The 24,031-nt window shown below is 64.9% G+C and carries 24 protein-coding genes; 10 read left to right on the forward strand and 14 right to left on the reverse strand.

Going from position 1 to position 24,031, the window contains the following annotated elements:
* Positions 1–400: 400 nt before the first annotated feature.
* The 5 genes from QX124_RS09940 to cysG are packed head-to-tail and all read right to left on the reverse strand — an operon-like array spanning position 401 to position 5,039.
* The gene (locus tag QX124_RS09940; RefSeq protein WP_315797047.1) at positions 401–1,126 is read right to left on the reverse strand and encodes a phosphoadenylyl-sulfate reductase; all 726 of its coding nucleotides are present in this window, start codon (positions 1,124–1,126) and stop codon (positions 401–403) included.
* Positions 1,123–1,641: a DUF934 domain-containing protein gene (locus QX124_RS09945; RefSeq protein ID WP_315783638.1), complete on the reverse strand. Its 519-nt coding sequence runs from the start codon at positions 1,639–1,641 to the stop codon at positions 1,123–1,125. Before QX124_RS09945 ends, QX124_RS09940 begins: the two co-directional genes overlap by 4 nt.
* Positions 1,628–3,283: a nitrite/sulfite reductase gene (locus QX124_RS09950; RefSeq protein WP_315797048.1), complete on the reverse strand. Its 1,656-nt coding sequence runs from the start codon at positions 3,281–3,283 to the stop codon at positions 1,628–1,630. The genes QX124_RS09945 and QX124_RS09950 overlap by 14 nt, the downstream gene beginning before the upstream one ends.
* 10 nt (positions 3,284–3,293) lie before the next feature.
* Positions 3,294–3,608 carry a DUF2849 domain-containing protein gene (locus tag QX124_RS09955; RefSeq protein ID WP_315734528.1) on the reverse strand — a complete coding sequence of 105 codons (315 nt, stop codon included), beginning with the start codon at positions 3,606–3,608 and terminating at the stop codon, positions 3,294–3,296.
* Positions 3,609–5,039 (reverse strand): siroheme synthase CysG, encoded by a 1,431-nt coding sequence (cysG, locus tag QX124_RS09960; protein ID WP_315797049.1) that lies wholly within the window; start codon positions 5,037–5,039, stop codon positions 3,609–3,611.
* Between the two features lie 234 nt (positions 5,040–5,273).
* On the opposite strand from cysG, the gene cysD reads away from it, so the two are divergent.
* A complete protein-coding gene (cysD, locus tag QX124_RS09965) occupies positions 5,274–6,068 on the forward strand; it encodes a sulfate adenylyltransferase subunit CysD (RefSeq protein ID WP_315735681.1) in 795 nt (264 codons plus the stop codon).
* 14 nt (positions 6,069–6,082) lie between these two features.
* Complete coding sequence (gene cysC / locus QX124_RS09970) at positions 6,083–7,999, forward strand: adenylyl-sulfate kinase (RefSeq protein ID WP_315797050.1); 1,917 nt, start codon at positions 6,083–6,085, stop codon at positions 7,997–7,999.
* A 287-nt stretch (positions 8,000–8,286) separates the two neighbouring features.
* Here cysC and QX124_RS09975 read toward each other — a convergent pair whose 3' ends face one another.
* A complete protein-coding gene (locus QX124_RS09975; protein WP_315797051.1) occupies positions 8,287–9,273 on the reverse strand; it encodes a cytochrome-c peroxidase in 987 nt (328 codons plus the stop codon).
* 459 nt (positions 9,274–9,732) lie between these two features.
* Between QX124_RS09975 and QX124_RS09980 the strand changes: the two genes are divergently transcribed.
* Entirely contained in the window at positions 9,733–10,458 is a 726-nt protein-coding gene (locus tag QX124_RS09980; protein ID WP_315783644.1) for an MgtC/SapB family protein, read from the forward strand.
* A 271-nt stretch (positions 10,459–10,729) separates the two neighbouring features.
* Positions 10,730–11,092, forward strand: coding sequence for a DUF1493 family protein (locus tag QX124_RS09985; RefSeq protein WP_315797052.1), 363 nt, complete (start codon positions 10,730–10,732; stop codon positions 11,090–11,092).
* Positions 11,093–11,134: 42 nt separating this feature from the next.
* On the opposite strand, the gene QX124_RS09990 is transcribed toward QX124_RS09985, so the two are convergent.
* The 4 genes from QX124_RS09990 to QX124_RS10000 all read right to left on the reverse strand — a co-directional run bounded on the left by QX124_RS09990 (position 11,135) and on the right by QX124_RS10000 (position 13,060).
* Complete coding sequence (locus QX124_RS09990) at positions 11,135–11,833, reverse strand: GIY-YIG nuclease family protein (RefSeq protein WP_315783648.1); 699 nt, start codon at positions 11,831–11,833, stop codon at positions 11,135–11,137.
* A 121-nt stretch (positions 11,834–11,954) separates the two neighbouring features.
* On the reverse strand, positions 11,955–12,281 hold the full coding sequence (locus tag QX124_RS31850; protein ID WP_409997682.1) for a DUF4926 domain-containing protein: 327 nt from the start codon (positions 12,279–12,281) through the stop codon (positions 11,955–11,957).
* A gap of 97 nt (positions 12,282–12,378) precedes the next feature.
* The gene (locus QX124_RS09995) at positions 12,379–12,702 is read right to left on the reverse strand and encodes a DNA-binding transcriptional regulator (RefSeq protein ID WP_315734545.1); all 324 of its coding nucleotides are present in this window, start codon (positions 12,700–12,702) and stop codon (positions 12,379–12,381) included.
* Positions 12,686–13,060: a type II toxin-antitoxin system RelE/ParE family toxin gene (locus QX124_RS10000; RefSeq protein WP_315734547.1), complete on the reverse strand. Its 375-nt coding sequence runs from the start codon at positions 13,058–13,060 to the stop codon at positions 12,686–12,688. Before QX124_RS10000 ends, QX124_RS09995 begins: the two co-directional genes overlap by 17 nt.
* Positions 13,061–14,146: 1,086 nt before the next feature.
* On the opposite strand from QX124_RS10000, the gene QX124_RS10005 reads away from it, so the two are divergent.
* Entirely contained in the window at positions 14,147–16,315 is a 2,169-nt protein-coding gene (locus QX124_RS10005; RefSeq protein WP_315797053.1) for a malate synthase G, read from the forward strand.
* Positions 16,316–16,388: 73 nt separating this feature from the next.
* Here QX124_RS10005 and QX124_RS10010 read toward each other — a convergent pair whose 3' ends face one another.
* Positions 16,389–16,544 carry a Thivi_2564 family membrane protein gene (locus QX124_RS10010; RefSeq protein WP_315734551.1) on the reverse strand — a complete coding sequence of 52 codons (156 nt, stop codon included), beginning with the start codon at positions 16,542–16,544 and terminating at the stop codon, positions 16,389–16,391.
* Between the two features lie 176 nt (positions 16,545–16,720).
* Here QX124_RS10010 and QX124_RS10015 point away from each other — a divergent pair, with 176 nt between their 5' ends.
* Complete coding sequence (locus tag QX124_RS10015; protein WP_315797054.1) at positions 16,721–18,814, forward strand: HAMP domain-containing methyl-accepting chemotaxis protein; 2,094 nt, start codon at positions 16,721–16,723, stop codon at positions 18,812–18,814.
* A gap of 13 nt (positions 18,815–18,827) precedes the next feature.
* On the opposite strand, the gene QX124_RS10020 is transcribed toward QX124_RS10015, so the two are convergent.
* Entirely contained in the window at positions 18,828–19,484 is a 657-nt protein-coding gene (locus QX124_RS10020) for a DUF2865 domain-containing protein (RefSeq protein ID WP_315797055.1), read from the reverse strand.
* A 15-nt stretch (positions 19,485–19,499) separates the two neighbouring features.
* A complete protein-coding gene (locus tag QX124_RS10025) occupies positions 19,500–20,249 on the reverse strand; it encodes a L,D-transpeptidase (protein WP_315797056.1) in 750 nt (249 codons plus the stop codon).
* 212 nt (positions 20,250–20,461) lie between these two features.
* Here QX124_RS10025 and QX124_RS10030 point away from each other — a divergent pair, with 212 nt between their 5' ends.
* From QX124_RS10030 to QX124_RS10040, 3 genes are all read left to right on the forward strand, one after another.
* Positions 20,462–21,580, forward strand: a complete 1,119-nt coding sequence (locus tag QX124_RS10030) for an AI-2E family transporter (RefSeq protein WP_315797057.1) — start codon at positions 20,462–20,464, stop codon at positions 21,578–21,580.
* An 80-nt stretch (positions 21,581–21,660) separates the two neighbouring features.
* The gene (locus tag QX124_RS10035) at positions 21,661–22,032 is read left to right on the forward strand and encodes a YqjD family protein (protein ID WP_315734561.1); all 372 of its coding nucleotides are present in this window, start codon (positions 21,661–21,663) and stop codon (positions 22,030–22,032) included.
* A 103-nt stretch (positions 22,033–22,135) separates the two neighbouring features.
* Positions 22,136–22,579: a hypothetical protein gene (locus tag QX124_RS10040; protein WP_315772605.1), complete on the forward strand. Its 444-nt coding sequence runs from the start codon at positions 22,136–22,138 to the stop codon at positions 22,577–22,579.
* Positions 22,580–22,652: 73 nt separating this feature from the next.
* Here QX124_RS10040 and QX124_RS10045 read toward each other — a convergent pair whose 3' ends face one another.
* On the reverse strand, positions 22,653–23,090 hold the full coding sequence (locus tag QX124_RS10045) for a hypothetical protein (protein WP_315797058.1): 438 nt from the start codon (positions 23,088–23,090) through the stop codon (positions 22,653–22,655).
* Positions 23,091–23,510: 420 nt separating this feature from the next.
* On the opposite strand from QX124_RS10045, the gene QX124_RS10050 reads away from it, so the two are divergent.
* Positions 23,511–23,951 carry an energy transducer TonB gene (locus tag QX124_RS10050; protein ID WP_315772607.1) on the forward strand — a complete coding sequence of 147 codons (441 nt, stop codon included), beginning with the start codon at positions 23,511–23,513 and terminating at the stop codon, positions 23,949–23,951.
* Positions 23,952–24,031 lie beyond the last annotated feature (80 nt).

A 24,031-nucleotide genomic window follows, 5' to 3' on the forward strand; every position in this document is an offset into this window, starting at 1 on the left:
ACGAAACCGGATTCTCTTGTTTCCGGCCGGACATGGGCATTGTGCTACGAAGCGGGGCGCAATGGGATGGCTGTTCTTCGCCGCGACACATTGTCGTCGTGAGGGCGCGAAGCACAGCGAATGGGCGTGATCCAACTCGCATGACACCCGATCGCGCTTGACTTTGTTCATCGCTTGTTCTCACCACGGAATGCACCCCCTGAGTGGGAGCGTGTGGCGGTGTTGAAGACGCACGGCTGGAGTGCCGTCGGCGGAGGTGGTCCGGGCCTCATCCTTCGAGACACCCGCCTCGGGGCGGGCTCCTCAGGATGAGGGGTGAAGCAGTCCGCGAGGCCAAGGACGTCGTTCGATATCCGCGCTGTCCCTCTCCACGAACACGATGTTCATGGCCGCATGCAGCCTACACCGACGACGTCGCCACCGTGTGGATGCCGCACTCCGTCTTGTCGCGGCCGCGCCAGCGGCCGGCGCGCTCGTCCTCGGCTGAATCCGAGCGGCTGGTGCAGGGCATGCAGCCGATCGAGCGGAAGCCGGAGGCGACCAGCGGATGCTGCGGCAGGTTGGCCGAGCGGTAGATTTCGGCGATGTCCTCTCGCGTCACGTTCGCAAACGGATTGAACTTCACACGCGCGCCGTCCTGCTCGACGACCGGGATGGCCGCACGTAGTCCGCCCTGGAAACGCTTGCGGCCATTGATCCAGGCCGCGAACGGCGCCAGCGCGCGTGCCAGCGGCTCGACTTTGCGGATGCGGCAGCAGGCGTCGGGATCGGAGAACCACAACTCGTTGTCGGCATCCTCGCGCGCCAGCGCCGCGGCGTCGGGCTTGATCGAGCGTACGTCCCGCAGGCCGAGAATCTCGATGAGCTGGTCGCGATAGGCCAGCGTCTCCGCGAACATGTGCCCGGTGTCGAGGAAGATCACCGGGATCGCCGGATCAACGTCGGCCGTCACCTTCAGCAGCGCCGCCGACTCCGTTCCAAACGACGACACCACCGCCAGCCGCTCGTGACCGATCGCCTCGAGAGCAGCGGCAATGACCTCGCGCGGCGCGGCCGTGCGCAGCGCGGCGTCGAGCGCCGCGACCGGGATCTCCGCAACCGAAGGCGATGCAGCCAGCGTGCTCACAGCCCGGCACTCTCCGAATGGCGCAGTTGCAGGCGCTGATGCAGCGCCGAGATACGGCCGTCGCCCGTCGGCTGGTAGAACACCGAATAGCGTTTCACGGTCTCGGTGAAGGCCTCGGCATCCGTCTGCTTCTTGACCTCGAAGGCATCGAAGCCGGCGCGCAGCATGAACACGAACTGGTCGCGCAGCACCTGCCCCGTCGCGCGCAGTTCGCCGCGATAGCCATAGCGCTCGCGCAGCAGGCGCGCTTGGGTATAGGCGCGGCCGTCGCGGAAGCTCGGAAACACCAGCGCGACCAGCGCGAGCCGGTCGAGATACGGCACGAGATCGTCGACGTCGCGATTGTTCGGCCAGATCACGCCGAGCTTGCCACCGGTCCGGCTGACCAGCGCGTCGGGGCCGGCGAGAAAACGCGTCTCCGAGACCAGGACGGCCCCCTGCGCCGGCAGCTCGGCATCGTCGGTGAGGCGGACGAACGCGTCCGCGATGATGTGTCCGCCCTTAACGAGTGGCATAAACCCGCTCCCTGAATGGTTCGACCCCGAGCCGCTTCACCGTATCGACGAACAGCTCCTCAGGGCTCGCGCGCAGCGCAAGATAGGCCTCGACGATGTCCTCGACGACGTCGGCGACCTCGGTATAGGGCACCGCGGGTCCGATCAGGGTGCCGAGCACGGCGCCCTCATCGGCGCGGCCGCCGATCGTGATCTGATAGAATTCCTCGTTGTTCTTCTCGACGCCGAGGATGCCGATGTGGCCGACATGGTGGTGGCCGCAGGCATTGATGCAGCCGGAGATGTTGATGTGCAGCCGGCCGATCAGGTTCGCCGTGTCGTGATTGGCGAAGCGGCGCGTGATCTCCTGCGCGATCGGGATCGAGCGCGCGTTCGCCAGCGAGCAGTAGTCGAGCCCCGGGCACGCGATGATGTCGGAAACGAGATTGACGTTGGGGATGGCGAGGCCGATCGCCTCGAGCGCCTTCCACACCGCCGGCAGATCACGCTTGCGCACATGCGGCAACGCAAGGTTCTGCTCATGACCGACGCGGATCTCGCTGGACGAATATTTGTCGGCGATCTCGGCAAGCGCATCCATCTGGTCGGCGGTCGCATCGCCCGGCGGCTTGCCGACCGGCTTCAGCGACACGACCACGATCGCATAGCCCTGCGCCTTGTGCGGGAAGACCGCGTTCTTGCGCCAGGCCTCGAACTTCTGATCGTGCGCGGCCTGCTTCAGCTCCTCCGGCATGTGCGGCAGCGTCTCGTAGGCCGGATAGAAGAAGCGCGAGCGGATGTCCTCGATGATCCCCTGATCGAGCTTGAGCACGCCGTCGCGGATCTGCTGCCACTCCTCCTCGACCTCGGACGCGAACTTCTCGATACCGAGCTCGTGCACCAGGATCTTGATGCGCGCCTTGTAGATGTTGTCGCGGCGGCCGTACTGGTTGTAGACGCGCAGGATGGCCTCGACATAGCTGAGGATGTCGTGGCCATGGACGAACGGCTTGATGGTCTTGGCGATGAACGGCGAGCGGCCCAGGCCGCCGCCGACCAGCACCTCGAAGCCGGTCTCGCCCTGCGCGTTCTTGAGCAGACGCAGGCCAATGTCATGGATCTTGATCGCAGCGCGGTCATGCTCGGACGCCGTGATCGCGATCTTGAACTTGCGCGGCAGGAACGAGAATTCCGGATGCAGGGTCGTGAACTGGCGCAAGAGCTCGGCCCAGATGCGCGGATCCTCGATCTCGCCCGGCGCCACGCCGGCCCACTGGTCGGAGGTGACGTTGCGCATGTTGTTGCCGGAGGTCTGCATCGACTGGATGCCCACTTCCGCAAGGTCGGCCATCGCGTCGGGCAGCTCGGCGAGCTTGATCCAGTTGAACTGGATGTTCTGCCGCGTCGTGAAGTGGCCGTAGCCGCGGTCATAGCGGCGCGCGACATGGGCCAGCCGGCGCAACTGGTTCGACGACAGCGTGCCGTAGGGAATGGCGATGCGGTACATGTAGGCGTGGAGCTGCAGATAGACGCCGTTCTGCAGCCGCAGCATCTTGAACTCGTCTTCGGAGAGCTCGCCCGACAGGCGCCGCTTCACCTGGTCGCGGAATTCGGCGACGCGCTCGTTGACCAGGGTCCGATCGATTTCGTCATAAGCGTACATGAGAGAGCCTTCAGGCTTGAGCCGGGAGCGCGATGGTGGCGCCCGTCAGCCGGATGTGTTCGCGCATATTGCCGGGCTTGACCGCACCGTCGGTGCCAACCTCGACCGGCGCGATATAGGGACCGATCGCGCCGAGATCGTCGGCCACCGCCTCCGACAACAGCGTACGTGCCTCGTCGGCGGTGCGCACGATCGCAGCATCGCTCAGCTCATCCGACCAGCTCTTGGTGCCGGTGCGGTAGATCACCGCGCCGTCCCAGGTCCGGTTCGCGGTGATGATCGAGGGACCGGTGATCTTGATCTTCTGTTGCAGCGGAGAGGTCATTCAGACGGGTTCCAGGAGTTTTGCGATCACGCCACTGAGGTTCTGCTGACGCCACGGCGCCGAATGCGCCACGACATCACCGATGATGAGAATGGCCGGACCGCCATCGATCTTGGCCACGAGGTCAGGCAGTTGATCCAAGGTGCCGACCACGGCCTGCGCGTCGGGGCGCGTGACCTTGGCGAACACACCGACCGGCGTCTGCGGCGAGCGGCCGGCGGCGAGGAGCCCGGTGCGCACGGCAGGCGCGGCCGTCATGCCCATGTAGACCACGACCGTCATCTTGATGTCCGTCAGCGCCGACCAGTCCACCGCCTCGGCATCGCGCTCCTTGTGCGCGGTGAGGAAGGTGATGCGCAGCGCCTTGCTGCGGAAGGTCAGCGGCACCTCGAACTGCGCGGCGGCACCGAGGCCGGCGGTGATGCCGGGCACGATCGTGTAGGACACGCCGGCGTTGCGCAGCGCGTCGACCTCCTCGCCGCCGCGGCCGAACACGTAGGCATCGCCACCCTTGAGACGCACCGCGCGCTTGCCGTCGCGCGCCGCCTCGATCAGCAGCCTGTTGACGGCATCCTGGCCGATGCCGGGCTTGCCGACGCGGCGGCCGACCGGCACGCGCGAAGCGTCGCGGCGAATGCGGTCGAGAATCTCGGGCGTGACCAGCTCGTCATAGAACACGACGTCGGCATCCTGCAGCGCGCGCAGCGCCTTGATCGTCAGCAGGTCCGGATCACCGGGGCCCGCACCGACCAGGGTCACATGGCCTTCGCTGCGGCCCGCATGATCCGCGCCCGCGAACGCGGTCGGATCGGCGATGCCATGCAGCGCCGCCGCGGCCTCGTGCTTGCGCCCCGCCAGCACCAGCGCGCCGATCGGGCCGTCGACGATGCGCTCCCAGAAGCGGCGGCGCAGCGGCATCTCGGTGATCAGCGGATTGATGGTCCTGCGGAAGTCGCCGATGAAGCTCGCGAGCTCGCCGATCCGCGCCGGCAGCAGCGCCTCGATGCGCTCGCGCACGCGGCGTGCCACCACGGGCGAGGAGCCGCCGGTGCCGATCGCCACCACGACGTCGCCGCGATCGACGATCGCCGGAAAGATGAAGCTGGAATGCGCGAGATCGTCCATCACGTTGACGGGCAGACCAACGCTGCGTGCCCGCGCCGACATCGCAACGCCGATGTCGCCGGCGCCCGCGCACAGCACGGCGATGACGCCAGTGAGATCGGCGCTCAGCGGGTCGCCTTCGGCGCGCTCGATCTGGCCGTGCTCATCGCGCAGACCCGCGAGATCGAAGTCGCCGTCGGTGGCGAACCAGCGGATGCGCGCGCCCGCGGACAGCAACACGCGAAGCTTGGCGCGCACGAGCTCGCCCGCGCCAATCAGCAGCACGGGGCCGGTCTTCAGATCGAGAAACACCGGCAGATATTGCATCGCGCTCTTCGGTTTCGACTCTTCGGGGTTGACTGGAATTATTTTCTATATAAGTGTCACGCCGCACACGTAAAGAGAAAATTATTCCTTGGCTTCGCCATAGAATTTTCTCCCAAGCAGGCGATGGCTGATAGCATGCACATTCTTACCAACGACGTTTCCAGAGATCGGTTGCCCTCCTCCGAGATCGAGCAAGCATCTTCCATGCCGCGCGTCCTCAGCGCCGCGCCGACCATGGATCATCTCGATCAGCTCGAGGCGCAGAGCATTTACATTCTCCGCGAGGCCTTTGCACGGCTGAAGAAGCTCGCGCTGCTCTGGTCGCTCGGAAAAGATTCCAACGTCATGATCTGGCTGGCGCGCAAGGCGTTCTTCGGCCGTGTGCCGTTTCCGGCCATGCATGTCGACACGGCCAAGAAGTTTCCGGAGATGTACGCCTTCCGCGACACCTACGCGAAGGAATGGGGCCTCGATCTCAAGGTCGAGCCGTGCCCGCCGATCGACGCGGTGGATCCGACCCTGCCCCCCGCGGCCCGCTCGGCTGCGCGCAAGACCGAAGGCCTGAAGATGGCGCTCGCCAAGCACGGCTTCGACGGCCTGATCGCCGGCATCCGCCGCGACGAGGAAGCGACGCGCGCCAAGGAGCGCGTGTTCTCGCCGCGCGGCGCCGAAGGCCATTGGGACGTGCGCGATCAGCCACCTGAGTTCTGGGATCATTTCAACGCCTCGCCGCCGCAGGGCGCTCACTTGCGCATCCATCCGATCCTGCATTGGACCGAGGCCGACATCTGGGCCTACACCGCGCGCGAGAACATCCCGATCATTCCGCTCTATCTGTCCAGGAACGGCAAGCGCTACCGCTCGCTCGGCGATCAGGACATCACCTTCCCGGTGGCGTCCAACGCCTCCAACATCCCCGAGATTCTCGCCGAGCTCGAAAGCACCAAGGTGCCGGAGCGCGCCGGCCGCGCGCTCGACCACGAGACCGAGGACGCCTTCGAGCGGCTTCGCGTCGCCGGCTATCTGTGAGCGGGGACGAGGCGATGAACATGCGAGTCCCGTCAGCCGCCCCCGCCACGCCGAACGGCACCACCCGTCCGCAGGTCCGCATCGTGATCGTCGGCCATGTCGACCACGGCAAGTCGACCCTGGTCGGCCGCCTGCTGCATGAGACCGGCAGCCTGCCCGAGGGCAAGCTCGAAATGCTGCAGGCGGTCTCGGCCCGGCGCGGCATGCCGTTCGAATGGTCGTTCCTGCTCGATGCGCTGCAGACCGAGCGCGACCAGGGCATCACCATCGACACCACGCAGATCCGCTTCCGCACCAATGCGCGCGAGGTCGTGCTGATCGACGCGCCCGGCCATGCCGAATTCCTGCGCAACATGATCACCGGCGCCTCGCAGGCCGACGGCGCGGTGCTGATCATCGACGCGCTCGAAGGCGTGCGCGACCAGACCCGGCGCCACGGCTATCTGCTACATCTGCTCGGCGTGAAGCAGGTCGCGGTCGTCGTCAACAAGATGGACCGGGTCGATTTCGGCCAGTCCCGCTTCGACGAGATCAAGGCCGAGATCTCGACGCATCTCGAGGGTCTCGGCGTCAAGCCGGTGGCCGTGATCCCGATCTCCGCCCGCGACGGCGACGGCGTCGCCCAGCACACCTCGCGGATCGGCTGGTACAAGGGCCCGACCGTGGTTGAGGCGCTGGACGGTCTGGAGCCGGCACGACCGCTGTCGAGCCTGCCGCTGCGCCTGCCGGTGCAGGCGATCTACAAATTCGACGACCGCCGCATCGTCGCCGGCCGCATCGAGGCGGGCGAGCTGAAGACCGGCGACGAGATCGTGATCATGCCGGCCGGCAAGATCGCCAAGATCAAGTCCGTCGAGGGCTGGCCGCAGACGCCCGTCACGACGCCGCAGGGCGCCGGCCGCTCGGTCGGCATCACGCTCGACCGCGAGCTGTTCATCGAGCGCGGCGACGTCATCGCCCATGTCGGCCGCGAGCCGCAGGCGGCTCGACGCCTGCACGCGCGCATCTTCTGGCTGCACGACCAGCCGCTCGCCAAGGGGGACAGCATCCTGGTGCGGCTCGGCACCCGCGAGGCGCGCGGCAGCGTGGTCGCGATCGAGAAGGCGGTCGATCCGGGCTCGCTGTCCAACGAGCAGAATGCCGCGATCGCGCGCAACCATGTCGGCGAGATCGAGATCGCACTGACACAGCCGGTCGCCATCGATCCCTACGCCGAGAACGCCCGCACCGGCCGCCTCGTCATCGAGGTCCAGGGCCGCATTGCAGGCGGCGGTCTGGTGCTCACGGTCGACGCCGGCAAGCGCGCCGCGCCGGTCGACATCATGCCGGTGGAATCGGCGCTGCAGCCGCAGGAGCGCGCCGACCGCTACCGCCACAAGGGCGCGGTGGTCTGGATGACCGGCCTGCCCGGCGCCGGCAAGTCGACGCTGGCGCGTGCGCTGGAGCGGCGGCTGTTCGGCCGCGGCGGCGCCCCGGTGCTGCTCGACGGCGACACCGTCCGCGCCGGCCTCAACAAGGATCTCGGCTTCACGCCGGAGGACCGCGCCGAGAACATCCGCCGCCTCGCCGAGGTCGCGACCCATCTCGCCCGCAACGGCCACATCGCGATCGTCGCGGCGGTGTCGCCCGCGCGCGAGGACCGCGCGGCCGCCCGTCGCGTCGCCGGCGACCTGTTCCGCGAGGTCTATGTCGCCACAGCCGCCGAGATCTGCGAGAGTCGCGACCCCAAGGGCCACTACGCCAAGGCCCGCGCCGGCAATCTGCAGAACTTCACCGGCATCGGCACCGACTACGAGCCGCCGCTGGATGCGGAGCTCGTCATCGACACCGCGACGCGCGGCATCGCCGACGCCACCGACGAACTCGAATCGCTGCTGTCGAAAACGGGCGTGCTGTTCGACGACATCGCCGATCTCGGCGCCAACATCTGATTGCGTCGTCACTGCATGATCATGGACCGCGCGCACGCGCGGTCCATGACAGGGTTGGCAGATAGTCAAGCCTCTCACGTTTGCCTGTCAGGCTCGTGATACGCACTGTCATTCCGGGGCAAGGCCGCAGGCCTTGAACCCGGAATCTCGACATTGTCTTGCGTCCATTCTTAACAAGCTCGAGATTCCGGGTTCGATCGTCAATGCGAAGCCGCTTCGCGCCTTCGCATTGCCAATCGCCCGGAATAACGGTGAAGACGCGACGCCAGCTTCTTGTCAGTGCCACGCTACAGCGCGCCGACATAGGCGGTGAGATCGTCGAGCTCGGCCTCGGTCGGCAGCCGCGAATCCATCTTCTTGGCATAGACCTCCCACATCAGCTTGACCGCGTCGCGCAGCGAGGCGGTGCGGCCGTCGTGGAAATACGGCGCCGTCGACGCCACCGCGTGCAGGGTCGGCACCTTGAACTTGCCGCCGGTGCCGATGTCGTCGCGGCTCTTCTTGTCGAAGCTCGGCAGCACGTGGCAGGTGCCGCAGCCCCCATCGCCGACATAGAGCTCATAGCCGCGCTTCACGGCCGCGCTGGCATCGTCCCTCGGCGTGCCGTCGTCCTTGACCTGCCAGTTCGCCGGATAGTTCAGCGTCCGCACATAGGCGACCAGCGCCGCCAGCGTCTCCTTCGACGGCTCCGGCCCCTTCATGCGGTTGACGATGATGCCGCGAATGCTGTCCTCCAGCGTCGCCGCCTGCCCGGCCCAGCCGAACACCGAGCGCTCGCCGACGCCCCACAGGGTCGGCGTATTCCTGCCGTTGGGGTCGCCGTCGGCGACGACGTCGAGCCCGACATAGGTCTTGTTGTTGGTATGCCCAGTCGAGAAGTGGCAGGTGGCGCAGGACGCCTTGCCGCCGTCCGACAGGCTCACGTCGTTGAACAGCGCCAGCCCCTTAGCGGCGGGGTCTGCCTCGGAGAGGGGTGCAGGTGGAGTCGCGGCCGCACCGACCGTGGTGGGCAGGGCCGCCGGCTCCTCGGTCGCAGCAGGTGTTGAGGAAGCCTTCGGCTTCCTGGTCGCCGCAGCCTGGCGGATTCTCGGCCTGTGCTCAGGCGCAGCCGGGTGCGCGGATTTCGGCTTCAGCGCCGAAGCGAGCATTTGCAGCAAGGTCGGCTTTTCCGGAGCCGCCGCAAGGTACGGTGCCGTCGACTTGTCGGCTGCGAGTGCGGGCAGAGCGAGCAGACCGAGACACAGGACGATCGACCGCAGCCCAGTGAACGACATGATGCGCCTCCCCCACCCCCGCTAGATGCAAGTAGTTATCGATAGCTTTTACGTCCGAAGTGGGACTGTGCGGGGGCAATGAATCGGCGCGGGCGGGATCGAGCGACAGCATCGCGCCGGCCGGACCACACCTCTTGGCGAGCAGGTCGCGCTATCTTGCGCGAGAGGGACATCGACCCCGGCTTGATCGACATCGTCGACCGCACACACGCCTCACCCGAGGTGCCGTCCGCAGCCTGGCTCAAATTCGGCCTCGTGACGTCACGCGCGACATCGGCGAGCAGAGCGACAGCCGCAGCCAAGCGTGGTCACCTTCTCCCCGAAGACCTACGGAGGAGTGCGCCGGTTCGCTCTTGGACGCCAAGCCTGCCCATGGGGCCGCCGTACGATCTGCAAGCAGAAATTAGCACTTGATCCGCACAGTTCACGGCACGCGCAGCAACGCTGTCGAGGCGCAGGATGGAGCATCTGGCGGCCTATTGGTCGAGGGCAGAACTGGAGACGAACGGGATTCTGCTGCTGCACCTGATGGGTGCAGCAGCCGTCGGCCTGCTGCTGGGCTACGAGCGCACCTATCACGGACGCGCGGCCGGCATGCGGACCTACGCGCTGGTTTGCGTCGCATCGACCTTGCTGACGGCGATCAACGGCTTTCCCGGCAGCTGGTATGGCGGCATGGCGGTGTCGCCGACCGTCTCCGATCCGACGCGCGTGATCCAGGGCCTGATGACCGGCATCGGCTTCCTCGGCGCCGGCGTCATCATCAAGGACGGCTTCACCATCCGCGGCGTGTCGACGGCCGCCTCGATCTGGATGACGTCGGCGATCGGCATCATCATCGGCATCGGCCTCTACGGCACCGCGCTTTGCGCCACGGCATTGTCCCTGGCCGCGATGACCCTGCTCGGCAAGGTCGAACAATGGCTGCCGCATCAAACCACGCTGTCGCTGTCGGTCGTCTACCGCCATGGTCTGCAGCCGAGCGAGGCCGAACTGCGCGAATGCATGCGGGCCTATGGCTTCGACGTGCTGGACTGGTGCTACGAATACAGCGAGGCGAAGCGGCAATTCCATTTCGAGCTGGTGCTGCAGGCCGCCGGCCGGTTCGAGACCGCCCAGATGGCGCGCGACCTGTCCACGGCCGAGGACGTGGTCGAATTCCGCCTGGCGCCGTCAAGGGCATGAGGGGAGCAGGACGGAAGCATACGGCCGTCGATCGCAACTGGGCCGATCGGACAAGCCAGCGATGTGCCGCCCTCGGATTGGTTGAAGCTCCGGCTCGTCACCTTCGGCGCGTTGTAGCCACAGCAACGGCGCGAGCGCGGCACAAGCGTCCGGAGGCCCGTGACCAAGGGATCCAACAAGGAAAGCGACGGTCCGGCCATCGTGATTGGGATGGCGTGGGCATAGATCCATTGTTGCGTAGGAGGGCAAAAGCGACTTTGGCAGTCGGCGCGTGGCAGCATGCAGAGTCAGGCACGAGATAATGCAACAGACAACAGACCTGCTCCGTCAATCCGTCCTGCAGTTCGTCGCGGCGCAGACGACGACGCGCAGGCCGCTCTTCGACGAGACCGACGTCGCCCGCGACCTCGGCGTGGACGGCGAGGATGCGCGCGAATTCCTGCTTGCATTTCAACGGCAGTTCGAAGTCGACCTGCCCGACTTCGCGTTCGACCGTCATTTTGGACCGGAGGGCTTCACGTTGACCGGGTTTGTCCTACGGCTTCTCAGCTTGCGCCACCTACGGCAGCCCTTGACGATCGGAATGCTGGTCGAGGCGGCACGGCTCAGGCGGTGGCCTCACAACGGCGCGTAGCCGGGATGAACGGGGCGACATCCAGTGCCTGACGATGATGCGCTACTGGTATCTTCGCTTCTTAAATGCCGCTACGTCCGCGTTAGTCAGCTTAAACCACTCACCGTTCGCTCGCTTGTCTACGAAGCGACGATGCCAATATGCCTCGATGCCTGCGGGATCATCGGTGCGGATCGAGTGAACAAGCGTTGCGGCTTCGGGAAGAGCGATACGAATTTCTTTGACTCGGCGTTCCAATTCATCGCTGCGGCCAATTTTGTAGTGGGTACCGGATTTTATGAGATAAACTAGACCTTCCCTCGAGTTGGTCGGAGTTTCGGCCTCCACTTTCTGGCCGAGCATCTGGACGATATCGTCGTATCCCGACCTGCCCTCCAACCATGCCCTGAGGTTCGAGATCAATCCCTCTTTTGATCCAAAATAAGAGTGGATTGTCTTCTCGTTCGGGAAGTCCTCGCGCTGCCGCCTGAACATCCGAATTTCCATAATGGTCGGCAGCCGCTTATAGTATCGGGCCGCTTCCACGAAGCTCGCCAGAATATGATCGGCCTCAGACTTACCTTGAAACTTGTTCGCCGCGTAGCCAGCCTCGGCTAGGGCATCACTCCAACGAGCCCAATACAGGCCGCGCCAAGTCCCCTCGGTAATGCCGGTTGCGCTCTCGAACGCGCGAACACCTGGAGCCTGACCGCCGTTAGCCTCCGCAAGTCTCTCTATTTCACTCAAGATTCTGGCGCGCATTGTCAATTTCTACAATTTATCGAGTCTGCTGCGAGAATACTCTATTTGATGCCCGCTTGAGTAAGCAAGATTGCGCTGCAAACTCCACAGACCGTAGAGCCGGCGAGACGACGCGCGCCGATCATTTCAGTCGCCAATCACTTCGAGCAGGCACCGCGTGTCGCGAGAGCTCACGCGGGCTCCCCTTCACGAACCATCCTTCGTATGGGATCATCAACTCGATGTCCTCAGGCACGACGTCATAAAGCCCGGCATGCTCTCCGTCAGAAAAGAACTCGACCAGATATGCCGGCGGCCTGGAACGATGATCGATCACGATGGTACCTTGCGCGCCGATCGGAAGAGGTATGGTTGGCACCAACCTCCGAAGACGAACGACGTCGTACTCCCTGAACAGCCGCTTCCGCCGCCGGAGGCTCGCAAGGCAGGCTCGGAAAGTGCGGAACACGTGTAGCTCCGTATCAGCAACAGCGATACCGAAGGCCAGACCTATATATCGCCCCGTTCACGCTGGTTTAGCCGCCCGCCACGAGGTACTGACTGCATCAGGCGAGGATCTTCAACCCGTGCTTCTGGACGATTGTCAGCAGCTTGAGCGCCATGCCGCTCGGCCGCTTGGCTCCAGTCTCCCATTTCTCGATGGTACTTTCGCTCGTATTGAGATATCGGGCGAACACCGGCTGACTGACATTGTTGGCCTCACGGAGCCGCTTGATCTGAGCAGGCTTCATTTCACTGGCGACGGCTAGATGACGGGAATCGAAGTCCCGCATCGTCGCCTTGTCGAGCGCGCCGACTTTGTGAAGCATCGTGGCGGACGAATGAAGCGCTTCCGAGAGGTCGCTCTTGAACCTATTTTTTTTCGTCATGACAGATCTCCACCAAGTCTTCGTCCGCCAGGAGTTGCGCGAGTTGTGCGCTATTCAATGCGGCATAGCTCTTTGCGAGAGTTCGGAAGTCTTCCAGCTCATCATCGTCGATGTTCGCTCTATCCTTCTTGGCGAATAGATATTCGTAGATCCAGTATCGACCGCTCTTGGCGAGGATGATGCTCCGGTGCATGTTCTTGTTCAGACGCTTCTTGAAGACCCCACCTCCCAGATCGTCAGCCTGGCCCTTGATGACTGCCTCGACGGCCTCGCAGAGCTCGATGTCCCTGATACGAGCCTTGCGTGCCGCCTTCGAGAACCATGCGGTTTTGAAAACTCGCTTGAATTGGCCAGCCATGGTTTTATATAGCACTAGGTGCTACAGATTTCAACGCGCACCTCTCGCATGGAAAAGCCTGTTTCCCTCGTCCGGCCAAGCTGATTTGCCCTATCCAGTCCTCGGCCCAAAAATATTCCTCTTTCCTTTTTTCCGAATTCATGCTTATCTCTGAGCATCCCGTCCCACACGAGGGACAGTTCGCGACCGTCACGGACGTCGGGTGCGGGATGCGGTGGGCGCTTTGGGCTGCGGCGTGAGCAATCATGTCGACGGACAGTCCCGAGGCGCACGGCCAAGCCGTGGGGTCCTGGCATCCCGATGCTGATGCCACGCTTGCGATGACGCCAATGCGTCGCGCGGGCAACGGTGACCAGAAAGCCCGGCGCACCGGGGAGACCACGGAGCAACCGTAGAGCCATCGCGCAGGGGAGGCCGGATGTCCGGCTCGTACCTGTGGTGACTGCCGCCTGCATTTTTTTCTGCAGGCGGGCCATGGGTGCAGCCTGCACCCGGCCTTCCCCGCGCCTCTCGTGATCGAGGGGCGGCACGTCAGCAAAGCTCGGACGCGATCACGCGCCGCGAGGACGAAGTCGCATGAGCCATCACCTCCACGAGCGATCACCTTCGTTGAGTTGTCCGCAGCCGTTTGGTGTACGTCGGAACGCCATTTGCGGCACGCTTTGCGTTGTCACCCTCCCCCTGGAGGGCGCGCGTCGCGGCAGCGATGCGCGACGGGGTGGGGTGATGCCACGCGCACCGGCGCTCGTGGAGAGATCACCCCACCCCCGCCTCGCATCTCGCTTCGCTCGTTGCGAGTCGACCCTCCCCCTCCAGGGGAGGGTGGCAGCGTGCCCGATCCGAGAGCTCCGCACGGTTGTGGGCTCGCGGCCGAACTCTGAGGCGGTCCTGCGAAATTACTTGGCATCACTCCGCCCGGAACCAGCCCGCCTGTCCGCTGCCCCCCGACCAACTGCGATACCCCTCCCCCCTTTCGTGGCCCCCGCTTTGGCGCTAAATGCACTGCACACGCCGCCTTCGAGGCGGCCATTTCAGCATGCCCAAGACACGCGCAACGTCGCCCTTATTCGAGAGAAACGTCTCATCATGACCCGTATCGACGCCCATGGACTGAAGATCGCCCCCGTTTTGTTCGACTTCATCGCCAAGGAGGCCACGCCGAAGACCGGGATCGATCCGGACGCATTCTGGGCCGGCCTCAGCGCGATCCTGCGCGATCTCGCCCCGAAGAACCGCGACCTGCTCGCCCTCCGCAATGCCCTGCAGGACAAGATCGACGCCTGGCACCTCGCCAACAAGGGCAAGGCCTTCGACCTCGGCGCCTACACCGCGTTTCTGAAGGAGATCGGCTACCTGCTGCCGGAGCCGGCCACGCACAAAGTCGAGACCGCCAATATCGACGAAGAGATCGGCAAGATCTGCGGGCCGCAGCTCGTGGTGCCGCTCACCAACGCCCGCTACGCGCTGAACGCGGCGAATGCGCGCTGGGGCTCGCTCTACGACGCGTTCTACGGCACCGACGCCATCCCGCACGATCCGAGCGAGTCCGGCAAGGGCTACAACAAGGCCCGCGGCGACAAGGTGATCGCCAAGGCCAAGGCCTTCCTCGACGCCGCCGTACCGCTCGCCACCGGCAGCCACACCGACGTGACCGCCTACAGCGTCATCGCCGGCCAGCTCTCCGCCAAGCTGAAGAGCGGCAACGCCACCGCGCTCAAGAACGCCGACCAGTTCGCCGGCTACCAGGGCTCGGCCGACGCCCCTTCCGTGATCCTGCTCGCCAACAACGGCCTCCACGTCGAGGTCGTGATCGACCGCAGCCATGTCATCGGCAAGGACGATCCGGCAGGCGTCTCCGACATGATCCTGGAGGCCGCGGTCTCGACCATCCTCGACATGGAGGACTCGGTCGCCGCCGTCGACGCCGAGGACAAGGTGCTGGTCTACCGCAACACGCTCGGCCTGATGAACGGCACGCTGTCGGCCGATTTCGAGAAGGGTGGCAAGACGCTCACCCGCGCGCTGAACAGCGACCGCAGCTACACCACGCCGTCCGGCGGGACGCTCACCTTGCACGGCCGCAGCCTGCTGCTGATCCGCAATTGCGGGCACCACATGTTCACCGACGCCGTGCTCGACGCCAAGGGTGAGGAGGTGCCGGAGGGCATTCTCGATGCCGCCGTCACCGGCCTCCTGGCGATGCACGACCTCAAGGGCAACTCCAAGGTCAAGAACAGCCGCACCGGCTCGATCTACATCGTCAAGCCCAAGATGCACGGCCCGGACGAGGTGGCGCTCACGGTCGAGCTGTTTTCGCGCGTCGAGAAGCTGCTCGGCCTGCCGGAAAACAGCATGAAGGTCGGCATCATGGACGAGGAGCGCCGCACCACGGTCAACCTCAAGGCCTGCATCCAGCAGGCATCGAAGCGCATCGTCTTCATCAACACCGGCTTCCTCGATCGCACCGGCGACGAGATCCACACCTCGATGGAAGCGGGTCCGATGATCCGCAAGAACGAGATGAAGGCACAGCCCTGGATCAAGGCCTATGAGGACTGGAACGTCGACAACGGCCTGACCTGCGGCCTGCCCGGCCATGCCCAGATCGGCAAGGGCATGTGGGCGGCGCCGGACAAGATGGCGGACATGCTGGCGCAGAAGGTCGGCCACCCGCAGGCGGGCGCCACCACCGCATGGGTGCCGTCGCCGACGGCGGCGACGCTGCATGCCCTGCACTATCATCAGGTCAACGTGCACGCCCGTCAGGATGAGCTGGCGAAGGCGGGCCCGCGCGCCAAGCTCGGCGACATCCTGACCATCCCGGTGTCGCAGTCGAACTGGGCGCCCGACGACGTGCGCCAGGAGATCGACAACAACTGCCAGGGCATTCTCGGCTATGTCGTGCGCTGGATCGACCAGGGCGTCGGCTGCTCCAAGGTGCCCGACATTCACGATGTCGGCCTGATGGAGGACCGCGCCACCTTGCGGATCTCCAGCCAGCATCTCGCCAACTGGCTGCACCATGGGGTCGTCACCAGGGAGCAGGTGATGGATTCGCTGAAGCGCATGGCCGTCGTGGTCGACAAGCAGAACGCCGGCGACGCGCTGTATCAGCCGATGGCGCCGTCGTTCGACGGCGTCGCCTTCAAGGCAGCCTGCGACCTCGTGTTCGAAGGCCGCACCCAGCCGAACGGCTACACCGAGTACATCCTCACCGCCCGGCGCCGCGAGGCCAAGCAGAACGAGAAGGCTTAGGCCTGATGTGAAAAAGCCCTGGCGATCCGCCGGGGCTTTTTTTGATCAGGCGAGAGGTAACATGATCCTCAGATCATATGACCGCGATGTAGCGAAGCAGCGAGATCACGCCGAGCACGATCACGACGACGCGGCAGATCTGCTTGGCGCGGCCGTCGATCGGCAACAGGTTGATCAGATACAGAATGAGGATGACGACGAGGAAGGTGACGAGAGCACTGATGAGCATGGGAGTCCCCTGGGAGATGAAGAATGCGCTGGCGCTGTGGAGCTAACCCACTCGGCGGCTTGCGGTTCCACTCTCGGAACTTGCGATCGCAATCTGTTTCTCCGTAGTTCCACGGGTCGCTGCTGATCCAGTTCTTTTACCGGTTTGCGCTCGAATGCAGTGAATCGGAGATCAAAATGCTGAACCGCCTGACCATTTCTTCACTGCTGAAGACGGTCATCATCACCGCCGCCTTCGCCGTCATCGCCCTGTTCGCGCTGAACGCCTGGAGCTCCTGGAGCAGGCTGCAATCGGCTCAGCGGATCGCGCGCGTTTCGGAGGTCTCCGGCGTCCTGTTCAAGGCGATGAACAGCATGCGCAGCGACCGTTCGACCACGATCCGCGTCCTCAACGCCGATCAGGCCATGGACGGCGACACCGAGAAATTCCTGCGCTCCGCGCGTGGCATCTATGTCCCAGCGCTGAACCGCAGCCTGGAGCTGCTGCCAAGCATCGACTTCCAACAAAATCAGAGCCTGGTCGCCGACCTCGACCGGCTCAACAAGACGCTGACCGCGGAGCACAGCGAATTCTGGACCGAGATCGTCAAGCCGAAGGCGGCCCGCCGCGCCGGCCTGCCCAAGGAGCTTGGCGAGACGTTCGACGCGCTACTGGTCCTGCTCGACAAGATCACGGTCAATATCGCCGCCAGCGTCCATCATCAAAGTGCGACCGTCGATCAGCTGTTGTTGATCAAGCAGATGGCCTGGCTGATGCGCAACACGGCCGGTGAAGCGTCGCTCGTCGTCAGCAATGCGCTGACGGCCGGCAAGGTGTCGCCCGAAGCCGTGCTGGCCTACACCAAGCTGGTCGGCGGCATCGATGCCGCATGGAAGGCGGTCCAGCTCGCCACCTCCGGCATGAGCCTGCCGCCGGCGCTCTCTGCGGCGATGTCGGGCACGGAGCAGGCCTATTTCACTGCGGAGTATGCCGGCCTGCGCGAACGTCTGCTGGCAGCGGTGCAAAAGGGCGAGAAGCCCGAGCTGACGCCATATCAGTGGAGTCCATTCTCCGTGAACAAGATGACGAGCGCGGTCGCCCTGGCCGAGGCGGCGCTCGACGCAGCCAAGGACCATTCCAGCGCGCAGCAGAGCGCTGCGACGGAGTCGCTGATGCTCCAGCTGACGCTGCTGCTCCTGGCCGTCGCACTGGGCGGCGCAGCGATCGCCGCCGTGAGCGGCCGGGTGATCCGGCCGCTGCACCGGATGCGCAATGCCATGCTCGCGGTCGCGGGCGGCGATCTCGGCGTCGACACCGGCTACACCCAGCGGCAGGACGAGATCGGCGCGCTTGCCAACGCGCTCGAGACCTTCAAGCAGCAGGCCAAGGACAAGCTCGCGATCGAGGCCCAGGAGCGCGAGCGCAACGCCGCGACAGCTGCGCGCCAGCGCGCGATCGAGTCCTACGTCGCGGAGTTCGAAAGTCTGGTGCGCGGGTCGCTGGAGCAGCTCGGCCAGGCCTCCACCGACATGCAGGCCACGTCGGCCGGCCTCACCAACGTGTCGCGGCAAACCAACACCCGCGCCGAGGTCGCCGCGAGGGCTTCGAACGACGCCTCGATGAGCGTGCAGACGGTCGCCTCCGCGGCGGAGGAGCTGAATGCGTCGATCGCGGACATCTCCAAGCAGGCTTCCCATGCCGCCGGCATCGCCAGCCGGGCGGTGGAGCAGGCCCGCATGACCGACGGCACGGTGCAGGGGCTGGCGCAATCGGCGAACCGGATCGGCGAGGTTGTCGGGCTCATCAACAGCATCGCCTCGCAGACCAATCTGCTGGCGCTGAACGCGACCATCGAGGCGGCGCGCGCCGGCGAGGCCGGCAAGGGCTTCGCCGTCGTCGCCTCCGAGGTGAAGACGCTCGCGAGCCAGACCGCGAAGGCGACCGACGAGATTTCCGAGCAGATCGCCGACATTCAGCGCGTCGCCAATGACGCGATCGACGCCATCAAGCGGATCGGTGGCATCATCGGCGAGGTCAACGAGGTGGCGACCGCGATCGCCGCTGCCGTGCAGGAGCAAGGCGCGGCGACGCAGGAGATCTCGCGCAGCACCCAGTTCGCTGCAGACGGCACCAAGAACGTCTCCGAGAACATCACCGGCGTGAAGTCGGACGCGGACGCGGCTGCGGCCGCAGCCGACAACGTGCGCAATGCCTCAGAGACGCTGGAGAGCCAGAGCAGAAATCTTGGTCATCAGGTCACGGACTTCCTCGGCAAGATCCGCGCGGCCTGACGGTCTCGCAGGATCAGTCGGACGCCATCACCGGCGCGCGCTCATACTTCGCGCGCAGCGCCGCGGGCGCCGGCGAGAAGTTCAGCTCGGCGCGCTTGCCGCTGCCGGTCCGGTTGGCGACCTTGAGGCCGTCGTCGCTGGCAACGACGTCACCCTTGCGCAAGGTCGGATCGTTGGCGATCGACACCTTGGCGAGGCCGAAATGGTCCTTGCCGTTGCAGGTGCAGCCGTCGACGATTTCGGTGCGATACTTGAATGCGTTGGGCAGCGCCGAATACGGCTTGCCGCCATCCGTCTCGGCGCCGTCGATCGAGCTGCCATAGACGATCTCGGTCTTGGCCGCCGGGCAGAAGCTGTTGCAGGCGGCCTCCTTGCTCTGGTCACCGGTGGCGCCGAGCGGGAAATAGCGGCCATCACAGGTGCGCACGCACCACGCGGTGCTGCCTCCACCGGAATAGACCGGCTGGCTGCGCGGCGCTGGACGCTGCACCGGCGGCGCCTCGTCGGCGAACGGCATCCGGATATAGGGCGCTTGGCGCTGCGGCGCGTTGAAGCCGCCGAACAGCGCGGAGATAAAATCCTGCGCTTCCGCCGTGGTCGGCGCTGCCAACGCGCCCGCGGTTGCCATGGTTGCCACTGCGATGGCAGCGAGGGCACGTCGGCCGTTCATGACCCAACTCCCCGCTTAATTGACGGCCGCAACCGGCAGCGACATCGCCTGCCGCCCCGACGGCAGCGACGTCACCCGCGGCGCACGGCCGGCATTGGTGCGCGCCTGCAGCGAGGCGGCTTTCGGCAGCACGATGACCTTCGTCCCCACCTGCACCCGGCTGAACAGGTCGGAGACGTCCTCATTGGTCAGGCGGATGCAGCCCGACGACACGAATTTGCCGATTGTCGTGGGATCGTTGGTGCCGTGGATGCGATACTCGCTGGAGCCGAGATACATGGCCCGCGCGCCGAGCGGATTGCCCGGGCCGCCGGCCATGAAACGCGGCAGATAGGGCTGCCGCGCGATCATCTGCGCCGGCGGATGCCAGTCCGGCCACTCCGCCTTGCGTGTCACGGTCTGCACGCCGGCCCAGGTGAAGCCTTCGCGCCCGACGCCGACGCCGTAGCGCAATGCACGGCCGCCGCCGAGCACGTAGTACAGATAGGTGTTGCTCGTATCGATGATGATCGTCCCCGGCGCTTCCCGCGTATCGAGGTTGACGATCGTGCGGCGCAGACGGTCCGGCAGCCGGCTGTCCTCATCCTGCTCCACCGCAGATGCCGTCGCCTCGTCCGGCGGAAATGCCTGCTGTTTGACCGGCGCATATCCGAGAATCTGGGCGTGAGATGCAGTTGCACCTGCGAGCAAGAGGACCGCGACGCCGGCGATCAGCGAAGCCGTCCGCCGCGAATTGCGGCGATGGCCGGAAGCGAGCTGTGTCATGGAATGCCCCTGTCATGCGAGCATCGCGGTGCGATGCGTGATTACCTTCCAAACGCCGAACGTCTCGTCGTAGTTCCGGCTTCGGTGTGGTCGCCCTGCGTCAGTCAAGCGTGTGAGCTCTCACGTTTGCGCGACGGAACCGGATGCCCCCCCGGCTGTTAGATGACAAGTCACGCGAGCTGTGCGCGAACGACTCGATCGGGAGATTCATGGTGCGTGTACTTCCCACCGAGCGGCTGCTCGCCAGCGGGAACGACGATTCAGCCCTGAATGAAAGTCGCCAAGAATTACCTCCCGTGATAAGACGGGTTGACGTCGTCGCCATCGCTCTCATCATCCTCACGGCCGTCTGCGTGACGGGTGTCCTCTATGTCGCCCGAGGATTTTTTCTCCCGATCGTGATGGCCTTCGTGGTCGGCACCATGCTGTCGCCGGCCGCCAACTTTCTCGAACGCTTCCACGTGCCGCGCGGTGTGGGCGCCGTGCTGATCGTGCTCGCGGTTGCGGCGGGGCTTGCCTTCATCATCGGCCTGATCTCGGCGCCGGTGCTCGACTGGACCAATCGCCTTCCCGAGCTTGCCGCCACGCTCAAGTCGAAGCTGCACGTCTTCGATCGGCCGCTGGCGCTGTGGCACGAAATGCAGGCGGCCATCGGCGGCGGAAGCGCACCGGCCTCGGCCAGCCTGGAGCTGCCCAAATTCGATTGGGTTCAGCCGACGATCGAATTCCTGTCGCCGACCTTCACCGAATTCCTACTGTTCTTCGCCACGCTCGTGCTGTTCATCGCAAGCTGGCGCGATCTACGGCGGGCGCTGATCATGACCTTTGGTGATCACGAGGTCCGGCTGCGGACGCTCCGCATCCTCAACGAGCTCGAGCTGCACCTCGGCAACTACCTCCTGACGGTGACGCTCATCAACACCGGTGTCGGCATTGCGGCCGGCCTCGCCTGCGCCATCGCCGGCATGCCCAATCCCGCCGGCCTTGGGGCGCTTGCGGCGACGCTGAACTTCATCCCCATCATCGGGCCCATCGCGATGTTCGCGGTGCTCGTCCTGGTCGGCGCAATCGCATTCCCGACCTTGAGCGCCGGCATGGTCGCGCCCGCCATCTTCGCCGTGATCACCTTCATGGAAGGCCACTTCGTCACGCCGACCATCATCGGCAGGCACCTTGCGCTCAACGCACTCGCGGTGTTCATCGCGCTGGCATTCTGGACCTGGCTGTGGGGCCCGATGGGAGCCTTCCTCGCCTCGCCGCTCCTGATCGTCGCCCTCATCGTGAAGGAGCACCTGCTTCCGGACGATTCGCCGCAACTGCCGGCAGACTAATTCGGTTTCCACCGTCGGAACTTCGGCCGAGACCCAGCGTTTGTCGAGCAGACGCAATCACCTTGCTCCGGGAGCTTGCCATGCCACCGACTGACGGTGAGACCGCCCTGAAGGATCTCGTCGACAAAGCGAACTACGAACGCCTGCAGAAGGATGTCCACGCCGTGAAAAACGATATCGCAGCCCTCACCGAACAGATCACCGATGCGCTCAATGCTTTCGCCGGGCAGGCCAGCAAGCAGGCCCGCAGCGGCTATCGCCAGGCACGCGACAACGTGGACCAGACGTTCGACGACATGTCCGAGCGGGGCACCGCGATGTTTGGTGCAGCCCAGGATGCCGCAAACTCACTCGAGGAGCGCCTCGAGGACGTGATCTCCCATCGCCCACTTGCCACCGTGGGTCTTGCGCTCGGACTTGGATTCCTCATCGGCGCCGCTTGGAGACGCTAAGCGGCGGCCCCTGAAATCCAGAGGCTTGTCTTGTTTCGGCGCCGCGTCTTCGGCGCCGATTTGAGTTTGTTGCGCAGATGAATGAGACGCCGAGGGTAATGACATGCTGCAGCGCCTGATTGCGGACTTCCAGGAATCGACCGGGCATGCCGTTCGGCTCACGTCGCTCGCGATCGCTGCAGCGGTCGGACTGTTCGTCACCACGAGCTTTCTGTGCGCCGCAGCTTTCGTCGCCGTGCTGAATCGATACGGGCTCGTGGCCGCGTGCCTCACCGGTGCCGCCATCTTCTTCGTGGTGACGTTGATCGCCGCAATCAGCTACATGGCGCGCAAGCGCGCGATCGCGATCCGTGCCGCGCGGACCGCGGAAACGGCGCGGTCCGCGGTCCAGTCCGCTTTTGCAGACCCGATGTTGCTGGCGAGCGGCCTGCAGATCGTCCGCATGATCGGCATCAAACGGCTGATTCCCATTCTGGCTGTCGGCGGTTTGGCGCTCGGATTCATGGTCAGCCGCCAAGCGGCGGAAGAACAAACGCCTGCGGAGTGAGGGCTGCCCTGACCGTCATTGCCCGGCGTTGATCGACTGCTTACGCCTCGGACCGGGCGCGGCGCTGCTGTAGCTAAGTCACACATCGTCCCGGTTGCAGGCGCTTGGCGATCTCCGTCAGCACCGACACCGACGGCTCGCAGGCCACCGGGTGCTTGGCGGCCTTCTCGTTGCCGGTGGTGATGAGCTGCGATCCCTGCGGCGACGGCGGGGAGCCCGCGCTTACACCCGTGGGGTTGACGGGAAGCCGCACCAGGAAGGAGGTATCCGTGAAAGCAGCCAGCTTGATCGATACAGTCTGTGACGGCGCCGCAGTACCGTTTTGGTTGGCGCGGTCAGACTTGGCGGCCCGGTTCACGTCGTTCGCTGTTGCGACGATCGTCTCGCGAGTGGTGTTCTGAACCGCCAGGCTGGCGCCAAGATCATGGCCGGAAGCCAGTTGCATTGCGCCTACGAGCATGGCGGACGCCGCAAGCGAACCCAAAACGGCAACTTTCTTGGTCTGCGACATGTCTCTGCTCCCCTCGCCGCAAGGCGATCGGCATACCAACGTAAGTCGCAGGAACCGGGTTCTCGGTCGGGCAAATCACTTAACCGTGTGTAAACTGCGGCGACATTCTTCAGTTTTATGGCGTCAAAAAAATCGGTCTCACACGGAACGACTTTTCGGGTCACGCGTCATCTCGGCAGCCGGTTATTCCCCCTGCCCCATTGACCGGCGACGCGGGGCACTGCCGTGGTGATGCCGGCGGTGCCCCGCATTCTTTTCTGATCCAGCACTACCGGTCAGATCTCCGCCCACCCGTCGCGGCGCTTTATCCCCATTTCGTCTGAGGTATATGTTGGAGCGGCGCGGCTGACTTCATGGTCCGCGCGTGGGGACGAAATGCTGAGCACGTTGGATAGCGTCGGCGTATGGCGGGGGATTGGATTGGCTCTGGCTCTCGTAGGCCTCTTTCCTGCGATTGGAGCTGCCGAAAGCGCCAGGGACAATTGGATCAAGAGTCTGGTCGCGCAATTGAAGATTCAGCGCCGCTACCCGTTGCAGGCCTCGGGCGAGGGCGGAACAGCCAAGGTCCTGTTTCACATCGACCGCGAGGGTCATCTCATCTCGGCCGTGCTGGCGGAAACGACTGGCGATCCGGCGCTCGACCGGGAAGCGGTCGCCATGGTCGAGCGAGCCCAGCCATTTGCTCCACCGCCGCCGGAGCTGGCGGATGGTGATCTGACCTTTCTCGTGCCAATCGTCTTCGCGCCGCGGCGGACGTCTGAAATCTTCCAGCTCGACGAGAACAGGTTGAAGTTCCGAGAGACCAAGCCGAACGACGCGGTGCTAAAGGCACGGCTCGACGGCGTCTGCCGCGGCTGCTGATCTCGCCCTTTGTTGCTAGGGCTACAAACGAAGCCGGCGCGCTCCATGACGAACGCGCCGGGACGACATCGTACACCGTG

The sequence above is a fragment of the Bradyrhizobium sp. SZCCHNRI3043 genome, from assembly GCF_032377735.1.
In the GTDB taxonomy this organism is placed as follows: domain Bacteria; phylum Pseudomonadota; class Alphaproteobacteria; order Rhizobiales; family Xanthobacteraceae; genus Bradyrhizobium.

Excerpts from the sequence above, each read along its gene's own strand:
- QX124_RS09990 (WP_315783648.1), bottom strand. The coding sequence starts at position 11,833 with ATGCGCGCCAGAATCTTGAGTGAAATAGAGAGACTTGCGGAGGCTAAC.
- QX124_RS10005 (WP_315797053.1), top strand. The coding sequence starts at position 14,147 with ATGACCCGTATCGACGCCCATGGACTGAAGATCGCCCCCGTTTTGTTC.
- QX124_RS10045 (WP_315797058.1), bottom strand. The coding sequence starts at position 23,090 with ATGTCGCAGACCAAGAAAGTTGCCGTTTTGGGTTCGCTTGCGGCGTCC.
- QX124_RS10040 (WP_315772605.1), top strand. The coding sequence starts at position 22,136 with ATGCTGCAGCGCCTGATTGCGGACTTCCAGGAATCGACCGGGCATGCC.
- QX124_RS09975 (WP_315797051.1), bottom strand. The coding sequence starts at position 9,273 with ATGTCGTTCACTGGGCTGCGGTCGATCGTCCTGTGTCTCGGTCTGCTC.
- cysG (WP_315797049.1), bottom strand. The coding sequence starts at position 5,039 with ATGCAATATCTGCCGGTGTTTCTCGATCTGAAGACCGGCCCCGTGCTG.
- QX124_RS09950 (WP_315797048.1), bottom strand. The coding sequence starts at position 3,283 with ATGTACGCTTATGACGAAATCGATCGGACCCTGGTCAACGAGCGCGTC.
- cysD (WP_315735681.1), top strand. The coding sequence starts at position 5,274 with ATGGATCATCTCGATCAGCTCGAGGCGCAGAGCATTTACATTCTCCGC.
- QX124_RS09995 (WP_315734545.1), bottom strand. The coding sequence starts at position 12,702 with ATGACGAAAAAAAATAGGTTCAAGAGCGACCTCTCGGAAGCGCTTCAT.
- QX124_RS09955 (WP_315734528.1), bottom strand. The coding sequence starts at position 3,608 with ATGACCTCTCCGCTGCAACAGAAGATCAAGATCACCGGTCCCTCGATC.
- QX124_RS09945 (WP_315783638.1), bottom strand. The coding sequence starts at position 1,641 with ATGCCACTCGTTAAGGGCGGACACATCATCGCGGACGCGTTCGTCCGC.
- QX124_RS10010 (WP_315734551.1), bottom strand. The coding sequence starts at position 16,544 with ATGCTCATCAGTGCTCTCGTCACCTTCCTCGTCGTCATCCTCATTCTG.
- QX124_RS10025 (WP_315797056.1), bottom strand. The coding sequence starts at position 20,249 with ATGACACAGCTCGCTTCCGGCCATCGCCGCAATTCGCGGCGGACGGCT.
- cysC (WP_315797050.1), top strand. The coding sequence starts at position 6,083 with ATGAACATGCGAGTCCCGTCAGCCGCCCCCGCCACGCCGAACGGCACC.
- QX124_RS10020 (WP_315797055.1), bottom strand. The coding sequence starts at position 19,484 with ATGAACGGCCGACGTGCCCTCGCTGCCATCGCAGTGGCAACCATGGCA.
- QX124_RS10015 (WP_315797054.1), top strand. The coding sequence starts at position 16,721 with ATGCTGAACCGCCTGACCATTTCTTCACTGCTGAAGACGGTCATCATC.
- QX124_RS10000 (WP_315734547.1), bottom strand. The coding sequence starts at position 13,060 with ATGGCTGGCCAATTCAAGCGAGTTTTCAAAACCGCATGGTTCTCGAAG.
- QX124_RS10035 (WP_315734561.1), top strand. The coding sequence starts at position 21,661 with ATGCCACCGACTGACGGTGAGACCGCCCTGAAGGATCTCGTCGACAAA.
- QX124_RS09980 (WP_315783644.1), top strand. The coding sequence starts at position 9,733 with ATGGAGCATCTGGCGGCCTATTGGTCGAGGGCAGAACTGGAGACGAAC.